The following is a 14,205-nucleotide window of genomic DNA, read 5'->3' as shown; positions in this document are numbered from 1 at the left end:
CACCGGCCCCTTCCTGAACTACGAAGGCGTGCCTACAGGTACAGGCCGGTCGAGTCCTCGGAGCCCTCGAACCGGTCGGCCGCCACCGCGTGCAGATCACGCTCACGCATGAGGACGTAACCCGTCCCGCGGACCTCGACCTCGGCCCGGTCCTCCGGGTCGTACAGCACCCGGTCCCCTGGCTCCACCGTCCGTACGTTCTGCCCCACGGCGACGACCTCGGCCCAGGCCAGCCGGCGCCCGACGGCCGCGGTGGCGGGAATCAGGATGCCGCCACCCGACCGCCGCTCGCCCTCACCGTTCTCCTGCCGCACGAGCACGCGGTCGTGCAGCATCCGGATGGGCAGCTTGTCGTGCGGGGTGTCGTTTCTCTTGGCGCTCACGCCACTGAACCTACCTGTCTTCGGCGCCCGTGTACGAGGCCGGGTCAGCCCTTGCGGCGCCGGGTGCCCAGGGCGAGCAGCCCCACGAGTCCCACGGCGACGAGGGCGACGGGCACCACGCGCTCCAGGCGGGGCGCCCCCTCCTCGTCCACGAACTGGGCCTTCACCTCGGTGACGGCCTTGTTGACGGAGACGTACGCCCGCCCGAGCGTGTGGTCGATGTTGGAGACGACTTTGGCCTTCGCGTCGCCGACGATCGTCTTGGGGTGCACCCGCACCCCGATCTCGTCGAGCGTCTCGGCCAGTAGTTCGCGGCGGCGCTTGATGTCCGCCTCGATCTGCGCCGGGGTTCTGATGTCCGACGTGTCCGCCACGGTGGGGCCTCCGGGATCGCTTCTGGTTGTCCTGGACAGTCTGTCAGTTCCGCGCGCGACCGCACTGTCAGGACCCCCGGTTACGCTGACCCAATGAGCGAGCGACTCCAGCCCGGGGACGTGGCCCCCGCCTTCACCCTGCCCGACGCCGACGGCAACGAGGTCTCCCTGTCGGACCACAAGGGCCGCAAGGTCATCGTCTACTTCTACCCGGCCGCCCTGACCCCCGGCTGCACCAAGCAGGCCTGCGACTTCACCGACAACCTGGAGGTGCTGGCCGGCGCGGGCTACGACGTCATCGGCATCTCCCCGGACGCCCCGGAGAAACTGGCGAAGTTCCGCGAGAAGGAGTCCCTGAAGGTCACCCTCCTGGCCGACCCGGAGAAAACCGTCACCGAGGCCTACGCGGCCTACGGCGAGAAGAAGAACTACGGCAAGACCTACATGGGCGTCATCCGCTCCACGATCATCGTGGACGAACAGGGCAAGGTCGAACGCGCCCTGTACAACGTGCGGGCGACGGGCCACGTGGCGAAGATCATCAAGGACCTGGGTATCTGAACGAGATCCAGCAGTCGGGAGCCAGGTCGGGCCGCTCGGGCACCGGCCTGCGCTCCTCGGTCCAGGCCCCGGGCGCGATCTCCTCGCCGACCCGCCGCCAGAACCGCACAGCCCTCGCGTTGCCCTCCTGAAACGCGACCTCCCACGCCCCCGGACACCGCGCCACCACCTCCCGCACGGCCCACAGCCCGACCCCGGCACGCCGCACACCCCGCACCACGAAGAAGCTGTTGAGCACACGGGTGGCCCGCCCGAGCCCCCGCACCAGGACAAACCCGACGGGCCGGTCACCGAGCCCGATCACATACGGCGCCCAGTCGCCGGAGTCGGAGAAGGCCGCCTCCAGCCGCTCACTCCGAAAACTCCCGTCAGGGTTCGGCACTCCCCCGACGAACTCGGACATGTCGTGCTGGAACATGAGCCAGAGCCGGTCGAGGACGGGGCGGTCGGCGGGGGTGGCTTCTCGAAGACTCGGATCCGCGGTCATGTCTGAGCTTTACATAACGGGCGTGACTGTCGGATAGGCAGTTCGTTACTCCGTACGAGGTTGCGAACATGCGGCCGAGAACGAGAGGGCGATGGACGTGCGGAACTCATACACAAAGGAACAGCTCGCATCAGCCGTAGCCGAGTCACGCAACTGGACCGATCTCATGCGGAGGCTCGGGCTGACGGCGAGCGGAGGACAACGGCGCGTGCTGCAGGGGAAGGTTACGGAGCACGGGCTCGACACCAGTCACTTCATCAAACGCAGCGCTTGGCGCAAGTACCCGGATGCCGCCATCGCCGAAGCTGCCGCCGCGTCGTCCTCACTGCGCGAAGTGGCATTGAAGCTGGGGGCCACTCCAGCCACCGGCACCCTGTCTCACATTCGCCGCCGCATTCATGCCGCCGACATCGACATCAGCCACTTCCCGGGCATCAACCAAGCCGACTTGGAGCTGCCTTTCACCACTGAAGAACTCAGGGCGGCAGCAGCAGCGGCTACCAGCGTGCGCGGCGTTGCTCGAGCCCTCGGTGTACCGGACGACAGCCGGTCCCGTGCGACTCTGCACCGCATGATGCGCGCCCGGAGCATCAGCACGGAACACTTCTCACACCAACGTGTACTGATCCCCGAGGACAGGCTCCGTGACCTCGTCCGCAACTCCACGAGTTACGCCGACGTGATGCGCGGCCTCGGCCTGGACGTCAACGACACGAATCACCGGAGGGTCCGACGAGCGGCGGCTCGACTCGGCCTCGACACGAGCCACTTCAAGCGCCGGGCGTGGGCGCAACCGGAGCGTCCGGCACCCGAGCCCATCGCGCAGCGAGTTCTTGTCATCCTGCCCTCCGACGCCGGGCGGACCAACAGATCCCAGCTTCACCGCGCACTGACAGAGATGGGAGTGCCGTATTCATGCGAGACCTGCGGTAACACAGGCGAGTGGCTGGGCCGGTCGATCACGCTGCAAATCGACCACGTCAACGGAGACTGGCGGGACAATCGCCGGGAAAATCTCCGGTATCTGTGCCCCAACTGTCACGCGTTGACGGAGACGTGGTGTCGCCAGAAGGGGAAAACCTCCCTCGTCGCGTGACGTACCGAACGCGTACACTGAACGCTGCCGGTCACGCGTGATGACCGTTTTTGAGCGGCCGTGATGGAATTTGGCAGTCATGCTGGGTTTAGGTCCCAGTGGGTTAACACCCGTGTGGGTTCGAGTCCCACCGGCCGCACGCATCAAGGGGGCCGCCCTGGCAGGGCGGCCCCTCCGGCTTTCTCAGCCCAACAGCTCCCGCACCACCGGCACCAGCGCCCGGAACGCCTTCCCCCGGTGGCTGATCGCGTTCTTCTCCTCCGCTGTGAGTTCGGCGCAGGTCCGGGTGTCGCCGTCGGGCTGGAGGATCGGGTCGTAGCCGAAGCCGTTCGTGCCGGTGGGGGTGTGACGGAGGACGCCTCGTAGTTGGCCCTCGACCACGCGCTCCGTGCCGTCCGGGAGGGCCAGGGCCGCCGCGCAGGCGAAGTGGGCGCCGCGGTGTTCGTCGGCGATGTCGGAGAGCTGGGCCAGGAGCAGGTCGAGGTTGGCCTTGTCGTCGCCGTGCTTGCCTGCCCAGCGGGCCGAGAAGATGCCGGGGGCGCCGTGCAGCACGTCGACGCACAGGCCCGAGTCGTCGGCGACCGCCGGCAGTCCCGTCGCCTGGGCGAGGGCGTGGGCCTTCAGCAGGGCGTTCTCGGCGAAGGTGACGCCGGTTTCCTTGACGTCGGGGATCTCGGGGTACGCGTCCGCGCCGACGAGGTCGAAGGGCAGGCCTGCGTCGGCGAGGATCGCGTGGAGCTCGGTGATTTTCCCGGAGTTGCGGGTGGCGAGGATCAGGCGGGTCATGCCCACCAGTATCCAGCGCGGGTCAGGGGGTGCAGACCTTCGTCAACTCGCCCGCGGCGTCGGTGATGGGGCTCAGGTCGGGGGTCTCGTCGCCGTTCTTGACGGCGGTGCGGACGTTGGTGACGGCCGCGCTGAGGTCGTCGACCGCCTTGTTGACGTCGGCGTTGTCGGTCTTGTCGCCGATCTCGTCGAGGTTCTGGTCGATGGAGGTGAGGGCCTCGTCGATCTGGGTGGGGTCGTTCGACGCGTTCTCCACGGCCTGCTGGAGGTCGGTGACGCTGTCGGCGACGGCCTCGGCGGTCTGGACGCAGTCCAGTGCCTTGCTGACCGCGTCGCAGCCGGTGGTGAGGCCGGCCGTGAGTGCTACGGCGGCCACCGCGGCGGCGATGGTGATACGGCGACTACGGCGGCGTCGGCTCGCGGCCATGGATCTGTTCCTCCCTGTGGCAGGCCTGAGGAGGCCCCCGTTGACTGGCCGGGCGCCCGTTGTGCACAGCGGGCGCCCGTACTCCCGAAGACGCCGGGACGGCCGGTCGGGTTGCGCGCGCCGGCCACCGTTCTTGGCGGTCCCTTTACCTTTCGAGGACCGTGTCGAGCGCCTTGTTCTGCAGGACGGCGAGTTCGGAGCAGCCGAGGACGGCGAGGTCGAGGAGGGAGTTGAGCTCCTCGCGGGCGAAGGGTTCGGCCTCGGCGGTGCCCTGGACCTCGACGAAGCGGCCGTCGCCGGTGCAGACGACGTTCATGTCGGTGTCGGCCTTCACGTCCTCCTCGTAGCGGAGGTCGAGGAGGGGGACTCCGCCGACGATGCCGACGGAGACCGCGCTCACGGTTCCGGTCAGCGGCTGGCGGCCCGCCTTGATCAGTTTCTTGCCCTGGGCCCAGGCGACGGCGTCGGCGAGGGCGACGTAGGCGCCGGTGATGGCGGCGGTGCGGGTGCCGCCGTCGGCCTGGAGGACGTCGCAGTCCAGGACGATGGTGTTCTCGCCGAGTGCCTTGTAGTCGATGACCGCGCGCAGGGAGCGGCCGATGAGGCGGCTGATCTCGTGCGTGCGGCCGCCGATCCTGCCGCGGACCGACTCGCGGTCGCCGCGGGTGTTGGTGGCGCGGGGCAGCATGGAGTACTCGGCGGTCACCCAGCCCTCGCCGCTGCCCTTGCGCCAGCGGGGGACGCCTTCGGTGACGGAGGCGGTGCAGAAGACCTTCGTGTCGCCGAAGGAGACGAGGACGGAGCCCTCGGCGTGCTTGCTCCAGCCGCGTTCGATGGTGACCGGGCGGAGTTGTTCGGGGGTGCGGCCGTCGATTCGAGACATGGCGTTGAGCCTATCGGCCTCCCGGGTGGGCGTTCGGCGCGCTCAGTTCACATCATGTCCTCGATCTCGGCGGCGATCGGGTCGGCGTCGGTGCCGATGACGACCTGGATCGCGGTGCCCATCTTGACGACTCCGTGGGCGCCGGCGGCCTTGAGGGCGGCTTCGTCGACCTTGCCCGCGTCGACGACCTCGGTGCGCAGGCGGGTGATGCAGCCCTCGACCTCTTCGATGTTCTCGATGCCGCCGAGTCCGGCGACGATCTTCTCTGCCTTGGTGGCCATGTCCTTCTCCTCATGCACAGTCGGCCCAACTTCGCGGGCGATCGCGCTGTACGTACCGAAAGATGACGTCACAGCTTCCAATCGTCCGTGACTGGTCTACACCACCCGACAGGCGGTCGCCAACTGATGAGTTCGGAGACGGAGATCTCACCCGCGCGCCGACGGTGGCAGTCGGCGTTCCAGGGACTGCAGAAGATGGGCCGCAGTCTGCAACTTCCCATCGCCGTCCTGCCGGCGGCGGGCATCCTCAACCGGCTCGGCCAGCCGGACGTGTTCGGGGACGACGGTCTTGGCTGGACGAACGTCTCCAAGGTGATGGGGGGTGCGGGCGGCGCGCTGCTCGACGGCCAGCTGGGGCTGCCGCTGCTGTTCTGCGTGGGTGTGGCCATCGGGATGGCGAAGAAGTCGGACGGGTCGACGGCGCTGGCGGCGGTGGCCGGATTCCTGGTCTATTTCACGGTGTTGAGGCAGTTCCCCGAGGACTGTCCGAGCGGGGCGAAGGCGGTGCCGGGCATCGGGTGCCAGGCGGCGGTGGACCACACGGTGGTGGCGTTCACGTACCAGAACCCCGGGGTGTTCGGCGGCATCGTGATGGGGCTGCTGACGGCGTTCTTCTGGCAGCGGTACCACCGCACCAAGCTGGTGGACTGGCTCGGGTTCTTCAACGGGCGCCGGCTCGTCCCGATCATCATGGCGTTCGTCGCGATCGTCTTCGCCGCGCTGTGTCTGTGGGTGTGGCCGCCGATCGGTGACGGGCTGGAGAACTTCAGCGACTGGCTGAAGGACGCCGGGGCGTGGGGTGCGGGTCTGTTCGGTGTCGCGAACCGGGCGCTGCTCGTCATCGGGCTGCACCAGTTCCTGAACGTGCCCATCTGGTTCCAGTTCGGGACGTACACCAAGCCGGACGGGACCGAGGTGCACGGTGACATCAACATGTTCCTGGCGGGCGATCCGAACGCGGGGCAGTTCACCTCGGGGTTCTTCCCGATCATGATGTTCGCGCTGCCGGCGGCGGCGCTGGCGATCACGCACTGCGCGAAGCCGGCCCGTCGCAAGGAGGTGGCGGGTCTGATGCTCTCCGTGGCGCTGACGTCGTTCGTGACGGGGATCACCGAGCCGATCGAGTACTCGTTCCTGTTCATCGCGCCGCTGCTGTACGCGGTGCACGCGGTGCTGACGGGTGTGTCGATGGCGGTGACGTGGGGGCTCGGGGTGCATGACGGCTTCAGCTTCTCGGCCGGTCTCATCGACTACATCATCAACTGGAACCTGGCGACGAGGCCCTGGGCGATCATCCCCATCGGGCTGGGGTTCGCGGCCCTCTACTACGTGATCTTCCGGTTCGCGATCACGAGGTTCGACCTGAAGACGCCGGGCCGGGAGCCGGAGGAGGAGGTCGAGGACGTCACCAAGGTGTAGTCCTCCGGTTGCGGAACTGACGGGTTCCTTATAACGCCCCCATCGTGTACAACAGGTCTACACCACTGAGTGGTGTAGACCACCACCCGATGGAGGAAGCGTTATGAGCACCGCCACCGCGCCCTCGGCGGCGCCCACCAAGAAGTGGGGATCAGGCCTTTTCCAGGGCCTCCAAAAGGTAGGCCGCAGCCTGCAGCTCCCGATCGCCGTGTTGCCGGCGGCGGGCATCCTGCTGCGCCTCGGCCAAGCGGACTCCCAGGAGCGATTCCACATACCCGCCGACGTGGCGAAGGTGTTCGCCGGTGCCGGCGGCGCCCTGCTGGACAGCTCCTTCGGTCTGCCTCTGCTGTTCTGCATAGGCGTGGCCATCGGCTTCGCGAAGAAGTCCGACGGCTCGACGGCGCTGGCCGCGGTGGTCGGCTTCCTCGCCTACTACGCGGTGATCCACCAGTACCCGATCAAGGACGGGCACGAGGGCGCCACCTACACGGCGACCGGTCTCGGCGGCGGTTTCTGGCAGAAGGGCACCGAGGCCGCGACGACCGCGAGCTTCCAGAACCCGGGCGTGCTGGGCGGCATCATCCTCGGTCTGCTGACGGCCGTGCTCTGGCAGCGCTACCACCGCAAGCAGCTCGTCGACTGGCTCGGCTTCTTCAACGGGCGCCGGCTCGTCCCGATCATCACGGCCGCCGTCGGCACGATCCTCGGTGTCCTGGTCGTCCTGGGCTGGGAGCCCATCGGCGACGTCATCACGAACTTCGGCGAGTGGATGACCGGTCTCGGCTCCTTCGGCTCCGCTCTCTTCGGTCTCATCAACCGCGCGCTGATCCCGATCGGCATGCACCAGTTCGTCAACTCCGTGGCCTGGTTCCAGATCGGCGAGTTCACCAACTCCGCGGGCACCACCTTCCACGGTGACCTGCCGCGCTTCTTCGGCGGCGACCCGACCGCCGGTATGTTCATGACCGGCTTCTTCCCGATCATGATGTTCGGCCTGCCCGCCGCCGCCCTCGCCATCGCGCACTCGGCCCGCCCCGAGCGCCGCAAGGCGGTGCTGGGCATGATGATGTCGATGGCCCTGACCTCGTTCTTCACGGGCATCACGGAGCCGATCGAGTTCACCTTCATGTTCATCGCCCCGGTGCTCTACGCCATCCACGCGGTGCTGACGGCGGTCTCGATGGCCGTCACCTGGGCGCTGGGCATGCACATGGGCTTCAGCTTCTCGGCCGGCTTCATCGACGTGTTCATCAACTGGGGCATCTCCACCAAGCCCTGGCTGCTGATCCCGGTCGGCCTGGTCTTCGGCGCGATCTACTACGTCGTCTTCCGCTTCGCCATCGTCAAGTTCAACCTCCCCACCCCCGGCCGCGAGCCCGAGGAGGAGGTCGAGGACCTCACCAAGGCGTGACAGCCGGCTGACGCACGACGAAGGCCCCCGGAGCCCTGAACCGCTCCGGGGGCCTTCGTCGTGCCGTGGGCGTCAGATCTCGTACGACTCCCTCGGCGTCGCCAGGGACACCGGGCCGTCGAACACCGCGCGCGCGTCGGCGAGGTTGACCTGGGGGTCGGTCCACGGCGGGATGTGGGTGAGGACCAGACGGCGGGCGCCTGCCCGGGTCGCCGTCTCACCCGCCTCGCGGCCGTTGAGGTGCAGGTCGGGGATGTCTTCCTTGCCGTGCGTGAAGGCGGCCTCGCACAGGAACAGGTCGGTGTCGCGGGCGAGTTCGGTGAGGGCGGGGCTCAGGCCCGTGTCACCGGAGTACGTCAGCGACTTGCCGCCGTGTTCGACGCGGATGCCGTACGCCTCCACAGGGTGCGCCACGCGCTCGGTGTGCACCGTGAACGGGCCGACCTCGAAGGTGGACGGCTTGACCGTGTGGAAGTCGAAGACCTCGCTCATGGAGGAGGCGGTGGGGGTGTCGGCGTAGGCCGTGGTCAGACGGTGTTCGGTGCCCTCGGGGCCGTAGACCGGGAGGGGGTCGCAGCGGCCGCCGTCGTGGCGGTAGTAGCGCGCGACGAAGTACGCGCACATGTCGATGCAGTGGTCGGCGTGCAGATGGCTGAGGAAGATCGCGTCGAGGTCGTAGAGACCGCAGTGGCGCTGCAGCTCGCCAAGGGCACCGTTGCCCATGTCGAGAAGCAGCCGGAAGCCGTCGGCCTCGACGAGGTAGCTCGAGCAGGCCGATTCCGCGGACGGGAACGACCCCGAGCAGCCGACGACGGTGAGCTTCATAAAAAAGAAACCTCCGCGGGCGGGACTGTTTCTGGGATAGGGACGGGGGTCGTGCGGTCCGTCGAGCGTAAGGCGCAAAACCTCCGGTCGCTCCTCCGCCAAGGTCTGTTGTGGGCGAACTCACCTGTGCTGTCACCGGTTCGGCTGGACCGGGGGCGTGTGGGAGGTGAGAGAGGGATCACGGGTTCAACAGAGGGCGCGCGGGGCAGTTCGCGCGCCGGTAACGTCGTCCTCATGGACACGTCCTGGTGGCTCGCGCTCGCGGCGGTGGTACTGCTCGCGCTCGTCGCCACGCTCGTGGACGGGTGGGGGCGGGGGCATCGGCCCCGGGGGCGTGCGGACCGTACGACTCGGCCGTCCGGGCGTACGACGGGGGTGCGGCCGCGGCCCGCCGAGATCTGGTGGGCGCAGGTGCCGTACGAGGACGGGCCGGGGGCCAAGGACCGGCCGTGTCTGGTGCTGGCGGTGCACGGCCGGCGGGCGACGGTCGCGAAGATCACCAGCAAGTACCACGACGAGCGGGCCGGGGTGATCCCGTTGCCTCCGGGCTCGGTGGGCGACGCTCAGGGCCGCGCGAGCTTCCTGGAGACGGACGAACTGCGTCAGGTGGCCGTGGGGGACTTCCGGCGCAAGGCGGGGGTGGTGGACCCGGTCCTGTGGGACCAGGTCCGTCACCTGGCGACCTAGGTCAGGCCCAGAGCTGGCCCTGCAGGGTCTCGATCGCTTCCTCCGTCGTCGCCGCCGTGTAGACGCCGGTCGACAGGTACTTCCAGCCGCCGTCGGCCACGACGAAGACGATGTCGGCGGACTCCCCCGCCTTCAGCGCCTTGTTGCCGACGCCGATCGCCGCGTGCAGGGCGGCGCCGGTGGAGACGCCCGCGAAGATGCCCTCCTGCTGGAGGAGCTCACGGGTGCGGGTGACCGCGTCCGCCGAGCCGACGGAGAAACGGGTGGTGAGGACGGACGCGTCGTACAGCTCGGGTACGAAGCCCTCGTCGAGGTTCCTGAGCCCGTACACCAGGTCGTCGTAGCGCGGTTCGGCGGCGACGATCCTCACGTCCGGCTTGTGCTCGCGCAGGTAGCGGCCGACGCCCATCAGGGTGCCGGTGGTGCCGAGGCCCGCGACGAAGTGGGTGATCGAGGGGAGGTCGGCGAGGATCTCCGGGCCGGTCGTGGCGTAGTGGGCGCCCGCGTTGTCGGGGTTGCCGTACTGGTAGAGCATCACCCAGTCGGGGTGCTCGGCGGAGAGCTCCTTGGCGACCCGTACGGCGGTGTTGGAGCCGCCCGCGGCGGGCGAGGAGATGATCTCGGCGCCCCACATGGCGAGCAGGTCCCGGCGCTCCTGCGAGGTGTTCTCGGGCATCACGCAGACGATCCGGTAGCCCTTGAGCTTGGCCGCCATCGCGAGGGAGATGCCGGTGTTGCCGGAGGTCGGCTCCAGGATCGTGCAGCCCGGGGTCAGACGGCCGTCCTTCTCCGCCTGCTCGATCATGTGCAGGGCGGGGCGGTCCTTGACGGAGCCGGTGGGGTTGCGGTCCTCCAGCTTGGCCCAGATGCGGACGTCGGCGGACGGCGAGAGCCGCGGCAGGCGCACCAGAGGGGTGTTGCCCACCGCGGCCAGCGGGGAGTCGTAACGCATCGACGATCAGGCCATGCCGCCGGCCACGGCCGGCAGGATCGTGACGTTGTCGCCGTCGGTGAGCTTGGTGTTGATGCCGTCGAGGAAGCGGACGTCCTCGTCGTTCAGGTAGACGTTGACGAAGCGGCGCAGCTCACCGCCGTCCACGATGCGGGCCTGGACGCCCGCGTGCCGGGTCTCGAGGTCGGCGAAGAGCTCGGCGAGGGTGTTCCCGTTGCCCTCCACCGCCTTCTGGCCGTCGGTGTAGGTGCGGAGGATGGTCGGGATGCGGACCTCGATGGCCATGGTTGCGGGCTCCTGTCGGGAAGTGTTCTGGTCGGTGGGCGCACGACGACGCGCGCCGCGGCTCACGGCCGTACGGCGGCAGGGAATGTCAACAGATGGCGCTGTTCAGCCTGCACAGGTCGACGTGCAGCCGCGCCACGAGCAGGATGCCCGGCGCCTTCTCGCTCACGTCATTCAGAACCATGGGCTCATCGTATCGATTCCCCATCCGGGTCCTGGAATGTGATCCCACCATGTGGACGTAATCCGGCCGCTGACTGAGATACGGCAGCTCAGGCGGACCGCCGCAGGACCAGTCCGGTGGGCACGACCACCGAGGACGGCTGCGCGGGCCGGTCGAAGAGCAGGCGGGCCATCAGCCGGCCCATCAGCCCGACGTCCTGGTGGACGGTGGTCAGCGGCGGGTCGGTCGACTCGCTGATCGCGGTCAGGTCGTCGAAGCCGATGACGGCGACGTCGTCGGGGACCTGGCGGCCGTACTCCCGCAGGGTGCGCAGGGCGCCGGCGGCCATGAGGTCGGAGGCGACGAAGACGGCGTCCAGGGCGGGGCAGCGGTCGAGGAGCGCGGCCATGGCGTCGGCGGCGCCCTGCTCGGTGTAGTCGGCGCGTTCGGTCAGCTCGGGCGGGGCGTCCGGCAGGACGTCCCGGTATCCGGCGAGCCGTTCGGCGGCGGAGTGCTCCTGGTCGTGGGGGCCGGTGACGGTGGCGATGCGGGTGCGGCCCAGGGAGACCAGGTGCCGGACGGCCTGCCGGGCTCCTCCGCGGTTGTCGCCGTCGACGTAGGCGTGGGCGGTGTCGCCGTCGCGCAGCAGGGGGCGGCCGCCGAAGACGACCGGGATGTCGAGCCGGTCGGCCATCTCGTGCAGCCGGTCGCCGGGGCGCAGGGAGAACAGCACGGCGCCGTCGACATGGCCGCCGCCGAGGTAGTCGGCGACGCGGGTGTGGTCGTCGGGTTCGTCCAGGAAGAGCAGGACGGCCTGGGAACCGTGCTCGGCGAGTTCGCGGCGGACCCCGCGCAGCAGGCAGTCGAAGAACGGATCGAGGAAGAGCCGGTTCTGCGGCCGGCTGGCGACCACGGCGACGGCACCGGTGCGGCGGGTGACGAGCTGGCGGGCGGCCTGGTTGGGCACGTAGCCGAGTTCGGCGATCACCTGCCGGACCTGCTCGACGACCTCGGCACGCACTCTGGGCTCGCCGTTGATCACCCGGGAGACCGTGGACCTCGACACCCCCGAGCGCCGTGCGACATCCTCCAGGGTGGGCCGTCGTCCGTTCGCGTGCCGCGTCAACACCTGCTCCGATACGGGAAGTTGATCGTGCGTACGAGACTAGTACGCGGCGACGATCTCCACCTCTTCCTCGGTGACCTCGCCGTCGACGATCCGGTAGGAGCGGAACTGGAAGTCGCCGAGGCCGTCGGTGTCGGCGGTGGAGACGAGGACGTAGTGGGCGCCGGGCTCGTTGGCGTAGGAGATGTCGGTGCGGGACGGGTAGGCCTCGGTCGCGGTGTGGGAGTGGTAGATGACCACCGGCTCCTCGTCGCGGTCGTCCATCTCGCGGTAGAGCTTGAGCAGGTCGCCGGAGTCGAACTCGTAGAACGTGGGCGACATGGCCGCGTTGAGCATGGGGATGAAGCGCTCGGGCCGGTGGGACCCCGCGGGCCCGGCGACGACTCCGCACGCCTCGTCGGGGTGGTCCTTGCGCGCGTGCGCGACGATCTGGTCGACGAGGGCCTGGGTGATGGTCAGCATGCCGAAAGGATAAGCAGAGGGCCGTCCCGTACCGGGGATCGGTACGGGACGGCCCATATGCCGGACGATCTAGCCGCCGACCTTCTCGAACTCAGGCTCACGCCGGTTGGCGATCTGCGGGTTGCGGGTCTTCAGGACGGCCCAGCCGATCCCCAGCGCCACGGCCCATCCGGCCATCACGTACAGGCAGACGCGGGACTCGGCGTCGTAGGCGATCAGGCCGGTCACGAAGAGCAGGAACACGATGGCGATCCAGCTGCCGACCGAGCCGCCGGGTGCCGGGAAGGGGGAGGCGGGCAGACGCCCCGCCACGACCTCACGCCGGTAGCGCACATGGCTGACCAGGATCATCAGCCAGGTCCAGATGCCCGCCGCGGTCGCGACCGAGACGACGTATCCGAAGGCCTTCTCCGGCACGACGTAGTTCAGCACCACGCCTATGCCCATGAAGAGCACGGAGACCGTGATGGCCAGCGCCGGGGTGCGGGTGACGGAGAGCTTGTTGAAGGCCTGCGGGGCCTCGCCGCTGTCGGCCAGGGTGCGCAGCATGCGGCCCGTGGAGTACATGCCGGAGTTGCAGGAGGACAGGGCCGCGGTGAGGACGACGAAGTTCACGATGCCGGCGCCCGCGGGGATGCCGATCACGGCGAACGCCTTCACGAAGGGGCTGACGCCGGCCGCGAACTCGGTCCACTTGACCACGCACAGGATGACGGTGAGGGCACCGACGTAGAAGAGCCCGATCCGCCAGGGCAGGGTGTTGATCGCCTTGGGGAGGGTCTTCTCGGGGTTCTCGGACTCACCCGCGGTGACGCCGACCAGCTCGACGGCGAGGTAGGCGAACATCACGCCCTGGAGGGTCATGAGGGACGAGCCGACACCCTTGGGGAAGAAGCCGTCGAAGGCCCAGAGGTTGGAGACCGCGGCGGTGTCGCCGGCCGCGCTGAAGCCGAAGGTGAGGACGCCGAGGCCGATCACGATCATGCCGATGAGGGCGGTGACCTTGATCATCGAGAACCAGAACTCGATCTCGCCGAACAGCTTCACCGAGATCAGGTTCGCCACGAACAGGACGACCAGGAAGACCAGAGCTGTCGTCCACTGCGGGACGGCCGGGAACCAGTAGTTGACGTAGATCGCGGCGGCGGTGAGTTCGGCCATACCGGTGACGACCCACAGCAGCCAGTACGTCCAGCCGGTGAAGTAGCCGAAGAACGGGCCGAGGAACTCGCGGGAGTACTCCGCGAAGGAGCCCGAGACCGGGCGGTAGAGCAGCAGCTCACCGAGGGCCCGCATGATGAAGAAGATGATCACGCCGGCGACGGCGTACATCAGGATGAGGCTCGGACCGGCCTTGGCGATGTTCGCCCCGGCGTTGAGGAAGAGGCCGACGCCGATGGCGCCGCCGATCGCGATCATCTGGACCTGGCGGCTGCCGAGTCCGCGCTCGTACCCCTCTTCGGACGCGTTCGGGGCCTTCTCCTGGCCTGAGCCCTTGTCTTCGACCTGAGCGGAGGTCATTGGTGGTGCGCCTTTCTCCATACCGGACCGGGCCTCTCGTCGGCCTCGGACCGGTTCTCGATCCCCCCGGATTGAT

19 protein-coding genes and 1 tRNA gene are annotated in these 14,205 nt (G+C 68.6%); 6 read left to right on the top strand and 14 right to left on the bottom strand.

Going from position 1 to position 14,205, the window contains the following annotated elements:
• Nucleotides 1-32: 32 nt before the first annotated feature.
• Together ACFYZ8_RS00675 and ACFYZ8_RS00670 are read right to left on the bottom strand one after the other, a co-directional pair.
• A complete protein-coding gene (locus ACFYZ8_RS00675; protein WP_123761009.1) occupies nucleotides 33-383 on the bottom strand; it encodes a co-chaperone GroES in 351 nt (116 codons plus the stop codon).
• A gap of 44 nt (nucleotides 384-427) precedes the next feature.
• Nucleotides 428-757 carry a DUF3618 domain-containing protein gene (locus ACFYZ8_RS00670; RefSeq protein ID WP_359030504.1) on the bottom strand — a complete coding sequence of 110 codons (330 nt, stop codon included), beginning with the start codon at nucleotides 755-757 and terminating at the stop codon, nucleotides 428-430.
• A gap of 93 nt (nucleotides 758-850) precedes the next feature.
• On the opposite strand from ACFYZ8_RS00670, the gene bcp reads away from it, so the two are divergent.
• Nucleotides 851-1,318: a thioredoxin-dependent thiol peroxidase gene (gene bcp, locus ACFYZ8_RS00665; protein WP_359030505.1), complete on the top strand. Its 468-nt coding sequence runs from the start codon at nucleotides 851-853 to the stop codon at nucleotides 1,316-1,318.
• On the opposite strand, the gene ACFYZ8_RS00660 is transcribed toward bcp, so the two are convergent.
• Nucleotides 1,299-1,805, bottom strand: a complete 507-nt coding sequence (locus ACFYZ8_RS00660; protein WP_388541995.1) for a GNAT family N-acetyltransferase — start codon at nucleotides 1,803-1,805, stop codon at nucleotides 1,299-1,301. The two genes, bcp and ACFYZ8_RS00660, sit on opposite strands and share 20 nt — an antisense overlap.
• Nucleotides 1,806-2,013: 208 nt before the next feature.
• Between ACFYZ8_RS00660 and ACFYZ8_RS00655 the strand changes: the two genes are divergently transcribed.
• Both ACFYZ8_RS00655 and ACFYZ8_RS00650 read left to right on the top strand, forming a co-directional pair.
• Nucleotides 2,014-2,901, top strand: coding sequence for an HNH endonuclease (locus ACFYZ8_RS00655; RefSeq protein ID WP_359030507.1), 888 nt, complete (start codon nucleotides 2,014-2,016; stop codon nucleotides 2,899-2,901).
• A gap of 54 nt (nucleotides 2,902-2,955) precedes the next feature.
• Nucleotides 2,956-3,040: transfer RNA gene (locus ACFYZ8_RS00650), tRNA-Leu, on the top strand.
• Between the two features lie 44 nt (nucleotides 3,041-3,084).
• On the opposite strand, the gene rdgB is transcribed toward ACFYZ8_RS00650, so the two are convergent.
• The 4 genes from rdgB to ACFYZ8_RS00630 all read right to left on the bottom strand — a co-directional run bounded on the left by rdgB (nucleotide 3,085) and on the right by ACFYZ8_RS00630 (nucleotide 5,278).
• Nucleotides 3,085-3,687, bottom strand: a complete 603-nt coding sequence (gene rdgB, locus ACFYZ8_RS00645; protein ID WP_388541999.1) for an RdgB/HAM1 family non-canonical purine NTP pyrophosphatase — start codon at nucleotides 3,685-3,687, stop codon at nucleotides 3,085-3,087.
• Between the two features lie 22 nt (nucleotides 3,688-3,709).
• On the bottom strand, nucleotides 3,710-4,114 hold the full coding sequence (locus tag ACFYZ8_RS00640; RefSeq protein ID WP_388542002.1) for a hypothetical protein: 405 nt from the start codon (nucleotides 4,112-4,114) through the stop codon (nucleotides 3,710-3,712).
• A 145-nt stretch (nucleotides 4,115-4,259) separates the two neighbouring features.
• Nucleotides 4,260-4,997, bottom strand: coding sequence for a ribonuclease PH (gene rph, locus ACFYZ8_RS00635; protein WP_388542004.1), 738 nt, complete (start codon nucleotides 4,995-4,997; stop codon nucleotides 4,260-4,262).
• Between the two features lie 47 nt (nucleotides 4,998-5,044).
• Complete coding sequence (locus ACFYZ8_RS00630; RefSeq protein ID WP_123989592.1) at nucleotides 5,045-5,278, bottom strand: glucose PTS transporter subunit EIIB; 234 nt, start codon at nucleotides 5,276-5,278, stop codon at nucleotides 5,045-5,047.
• A gap of 126 nt (nucleotides 5,279-5,404) precedes the next feature.
• On the opposite strand from ACFYZ8_RS00630, the gene ACFYZ8_RS00625 reads away from it, so the two are divergent.
• Nucleotides 5,405-6,697 (top strand): PTS transporter subunit EIIC, encoded by a 1,293-nt coding sequence (locus tag ACFYZ8_RS00625; RefSeq protein ID WP_359030511.1) that lies wholly within the window; start codon nucleotides 5,405-5,407, stop codon nucleotides 6,695-6,697.
• 103 nt (nucleotides 6,698-6,800) lie between these two features.
• A complete protein-coding gene (locus ACFYZ8_RS00620; protein ID WP_388542008.1) occupies nucleotides 6,801-8,108 on the top strand; it encodes a PTS transporter subunit EIIC in 1,308 nt (435 codons plus the stop codon).
• A 72-nt stretch (nucleotides 8,109-8,180) separates the two neighbouring features.
• Here ACFYZ8_RS00620 and ACFYZ8_RS00615 read toward each other — a convergent pair whose 3' ends face one another.
• Entirely contained in the window at nucleotides 8,181-8,933 is a 753-nt protein-coding gene (locus tag ACFYZ8_RS00615) for an MBL fold metallo-hydrolase (RefSeq protein ID WP_359030513.1), read from the bottom strand.
• Nucleotides 8,934-9,167: 234 nt separating this feature from the next.
• On the opposite strand from ACFYZ8_RS00615, the gene ACFYZ8_RS00610 reads away from it, so the two are divergent.
• Nucleotides 9,168-9,620: a type II toxin-antitoxin system PemK/MazF family toxin gene (locus ACFYZ8_RS00610; protein WP_359030514.1), complete on the top strand. Its 453-nt coding sequence runs from the start codon at nucleotides 9,168-9,170 to the stop codon at nucleotides 9,618-9,620.
• A gap of 1 nt (nucleotide 9,621) precedes the next feature.
• Here the strand turns inward: ACFYZ8_RS00610 and ACFYZ8_RS00605 are convergent, their stop codons facing one another.
• The 6 genes from ACFYZ8_RS00605 to ACFYZ8_RS00580 form a co-directional block, all read right to left on the bottom strand.
• Complete coding sequence (locus tag ACFYZ8_RS00605; RefSeq protein ID WP_359030515.1) at nucleotides 9,622-10,572, bottom strand: cysteine synthase; 951 nt, start codon at nucleotides 10,570-10,572, stop codon at nucleotides 9,622-9,624.
• A 6-nt stretch (nucleotides 10,573-10,578) separates the two neighbouring features.
• Nucleotides 10,579-10,857 (bottom strand): MoaD/ThiS family protein, encoded by a 279-nt coding sequence (locus tag ACFYZ8_RS00600; protein WP_007382355.1) that lies wholly within the window; start codon nucleotides 10,855-10,857, stop codon nucleotides 10,579-10,581.
• 88 nt (nucleotides 10,858-10,945) lie between these two features.
• Nucleotides 10,946-11,041, bottom strand: coding sequence for a putative leader peptide (locus ACFYZ8_RS00595; RefSeq protein WP_356021866.1), 96 nt, complete (start codon nucleotides 11,039-11,041; stop codon nucleotides 10,946-10,948).
• Nucleotides 11,042-11,129: 88 nt separating this feature from the next.
• Nucleotides 11,130-12,146, bottom strand: a complete 1,017-nt coding sequence (locus ACFYZ8_RS00590) for a LacI family DNA-binding transcriptional regulator (RefSeq protein ID WP_359030516.1) — start codon at nucleotides 12,144-12,146, stop codon at nucleotides 11,130-11,132.
• A gap of 39 nt (nucleotides 12,147-12,185) precedes the next feature.
• Nucleotides 12,186-12,608: a M67 family metallopeptidase gene (locus ACFYZ8_RS00585; protein WP_359030517.1), complete on the bottom strand. Its 423-nt coding sequence runs from the start codon at nucleotides 12,606-12,608 to the stop codon at nucleotides 12,186-12,188.
• Between the two features lie 69 nt (nucleotides 12,609-12,677).
• On the bottom strand, nucleotides 12,678-14,129 hold the full coding sequence (locus ACFYZ8_RS00580; RefSeq protein WP_388542015.1) for an amino acid permease: 1,452 nt from the start codon (nucleotides 14,127-14,129) through the stop codon (nucleotides 12,678-12,680).
• Nucleotides 14,130-14,205 lie beyond the last annotated feature (76 nt).

Origin of the sequence: Streptomyces sp. NPDC001668 (assembly GCF_042893155.1) — a bacterium.
In the GTDB taxonomy this organism is placed as follows: domain Bacteria; phylum Actinomycetota; class Actinomycetes; order Streptomycetales; family Streptomycetaceae; genus Streptomyces.
Note: the sequence above shows the minus strand (reverse complement) of the source record. Positions and strands in the feature narration are given on the sequence as shown.

What these genes read in the sequence shown, in the direction of transcription:
- ACFYZ8_RS00585 (WP_359030517.1), bottom strand. Translation starts at nt 12,608, where the DNA reads ATGCTGACCATCACCCAGGCCCTCGTCGACCAGATCGTCGCGCACGCG.
- ACFYZ8_RS00620 (WP_388542008.1), top strand. Translation starts at nt 6,801, where the DNA reads ATGAGCACCGCCACCGCGCCCTCGGCGGCGCCCACCAAGAAGTGGGGA.
- ACFYZ8_RS00580 (WP_388542015.1), bottom strand. Translation starts at nt 14,129, where the DNA reads ATGACCTCCGCTCAGGTCGAAGACAAGGGCTCAGGCCAGGAGAAGGCC.
- ACFYZ8_RS00605 (WP_359030515.1), bottom strand. Translation starts at nt 10,572, where the DNA reads ATGCGTTACGACTCCCCGCTGGCCGCGGTGGGCAACACCCCTCTGGTG.
- ACFYZ8_RS00600 (WP_007382355.1), bottom strand. Translation starts at nt 10,857, where the DNA reads ATGGCCATCGAGGTCCGCATCCCGACCATCCTCCGCACCTACACCGAC.
- rdgB (WP_388541999.1), bottom strand. Translation starts at nt 3,687, where the DNA reads ATGACCCGCCTGATCCTCGCCACCCGCAACTCCGGGAAAATCACCGAG.
- ACFYZ8_RS00625 (WP_359030511.1), top strand. Translation starts at nt 5,405, where the DNA reads ATGAGTTCGGAGACGGAGATCTCACCCGCGCGCCGACGGTGGCAGTCG.
- ACFYZ8_RS00615 (WP_359030513.1), bottom strand. Translation starts at nt 8,933, where the DNA reads ATGAAGCTCACCGTCGTCGGCTGCTCGGGGTCGTTCCCGTCCGCGGAA.
- ACFYZ8_RS00610 (WP_359030514.1), top strand. Translation starts at nt 9,168, where the DNA reads ATGGACACGTCCTGGTGGCTCGCGCTCGCGGCGGTGGTACTGCTCGCG.
- rph (WP_388542004.1), bottom strand. Translation starts at nt 4,997, where the DNA reads ATGTCTCGAATCGACGGCCGCACCCCCGAACAACTCCGCCCGGTCACC.
- ACFYZ8_RS00630 (WP_123989592.1), bottom strand. Translation starts at nt 5,278, where the DNA reads ATGGCCACCAAGGCAGAGAAGATCGTCGCCGGACTCGGCGGCATCGAG.
- ACFYZ8_RS00660 (WP_388541995.1), bottom strand. Translation starts at nt 1,805, where the DNA reads ATGACCGCGGATCCGAGTCTTCGAGAAGCCACCCCCGCCGACCGCCCC.
- bcp (WP_359030505.1), top strand. Translation starts at nt 851, where the DNA reads ATGAGCGAGCGACTCCAGCCCGGGGACGTGGCCCCCGCCTTCACCCTG.
- ACFYZ8_RS00640 (WP_388542002.1), bottom strand. Translation starts at nt 4,114, where the DNA reads ATGGCCGCGAGCCGACGCCGCCGTAGTCGCCGTATCACCATCGCCGCC.
- ACFYZ8_RS00595 (WP_356021866.1), bottom strand. Translation starts at nt 11,041, where the DNA reads ATGGTTCTGAATGACGTGAGCGAGAAGGCGCCGGGCATCCTGCTCGTG.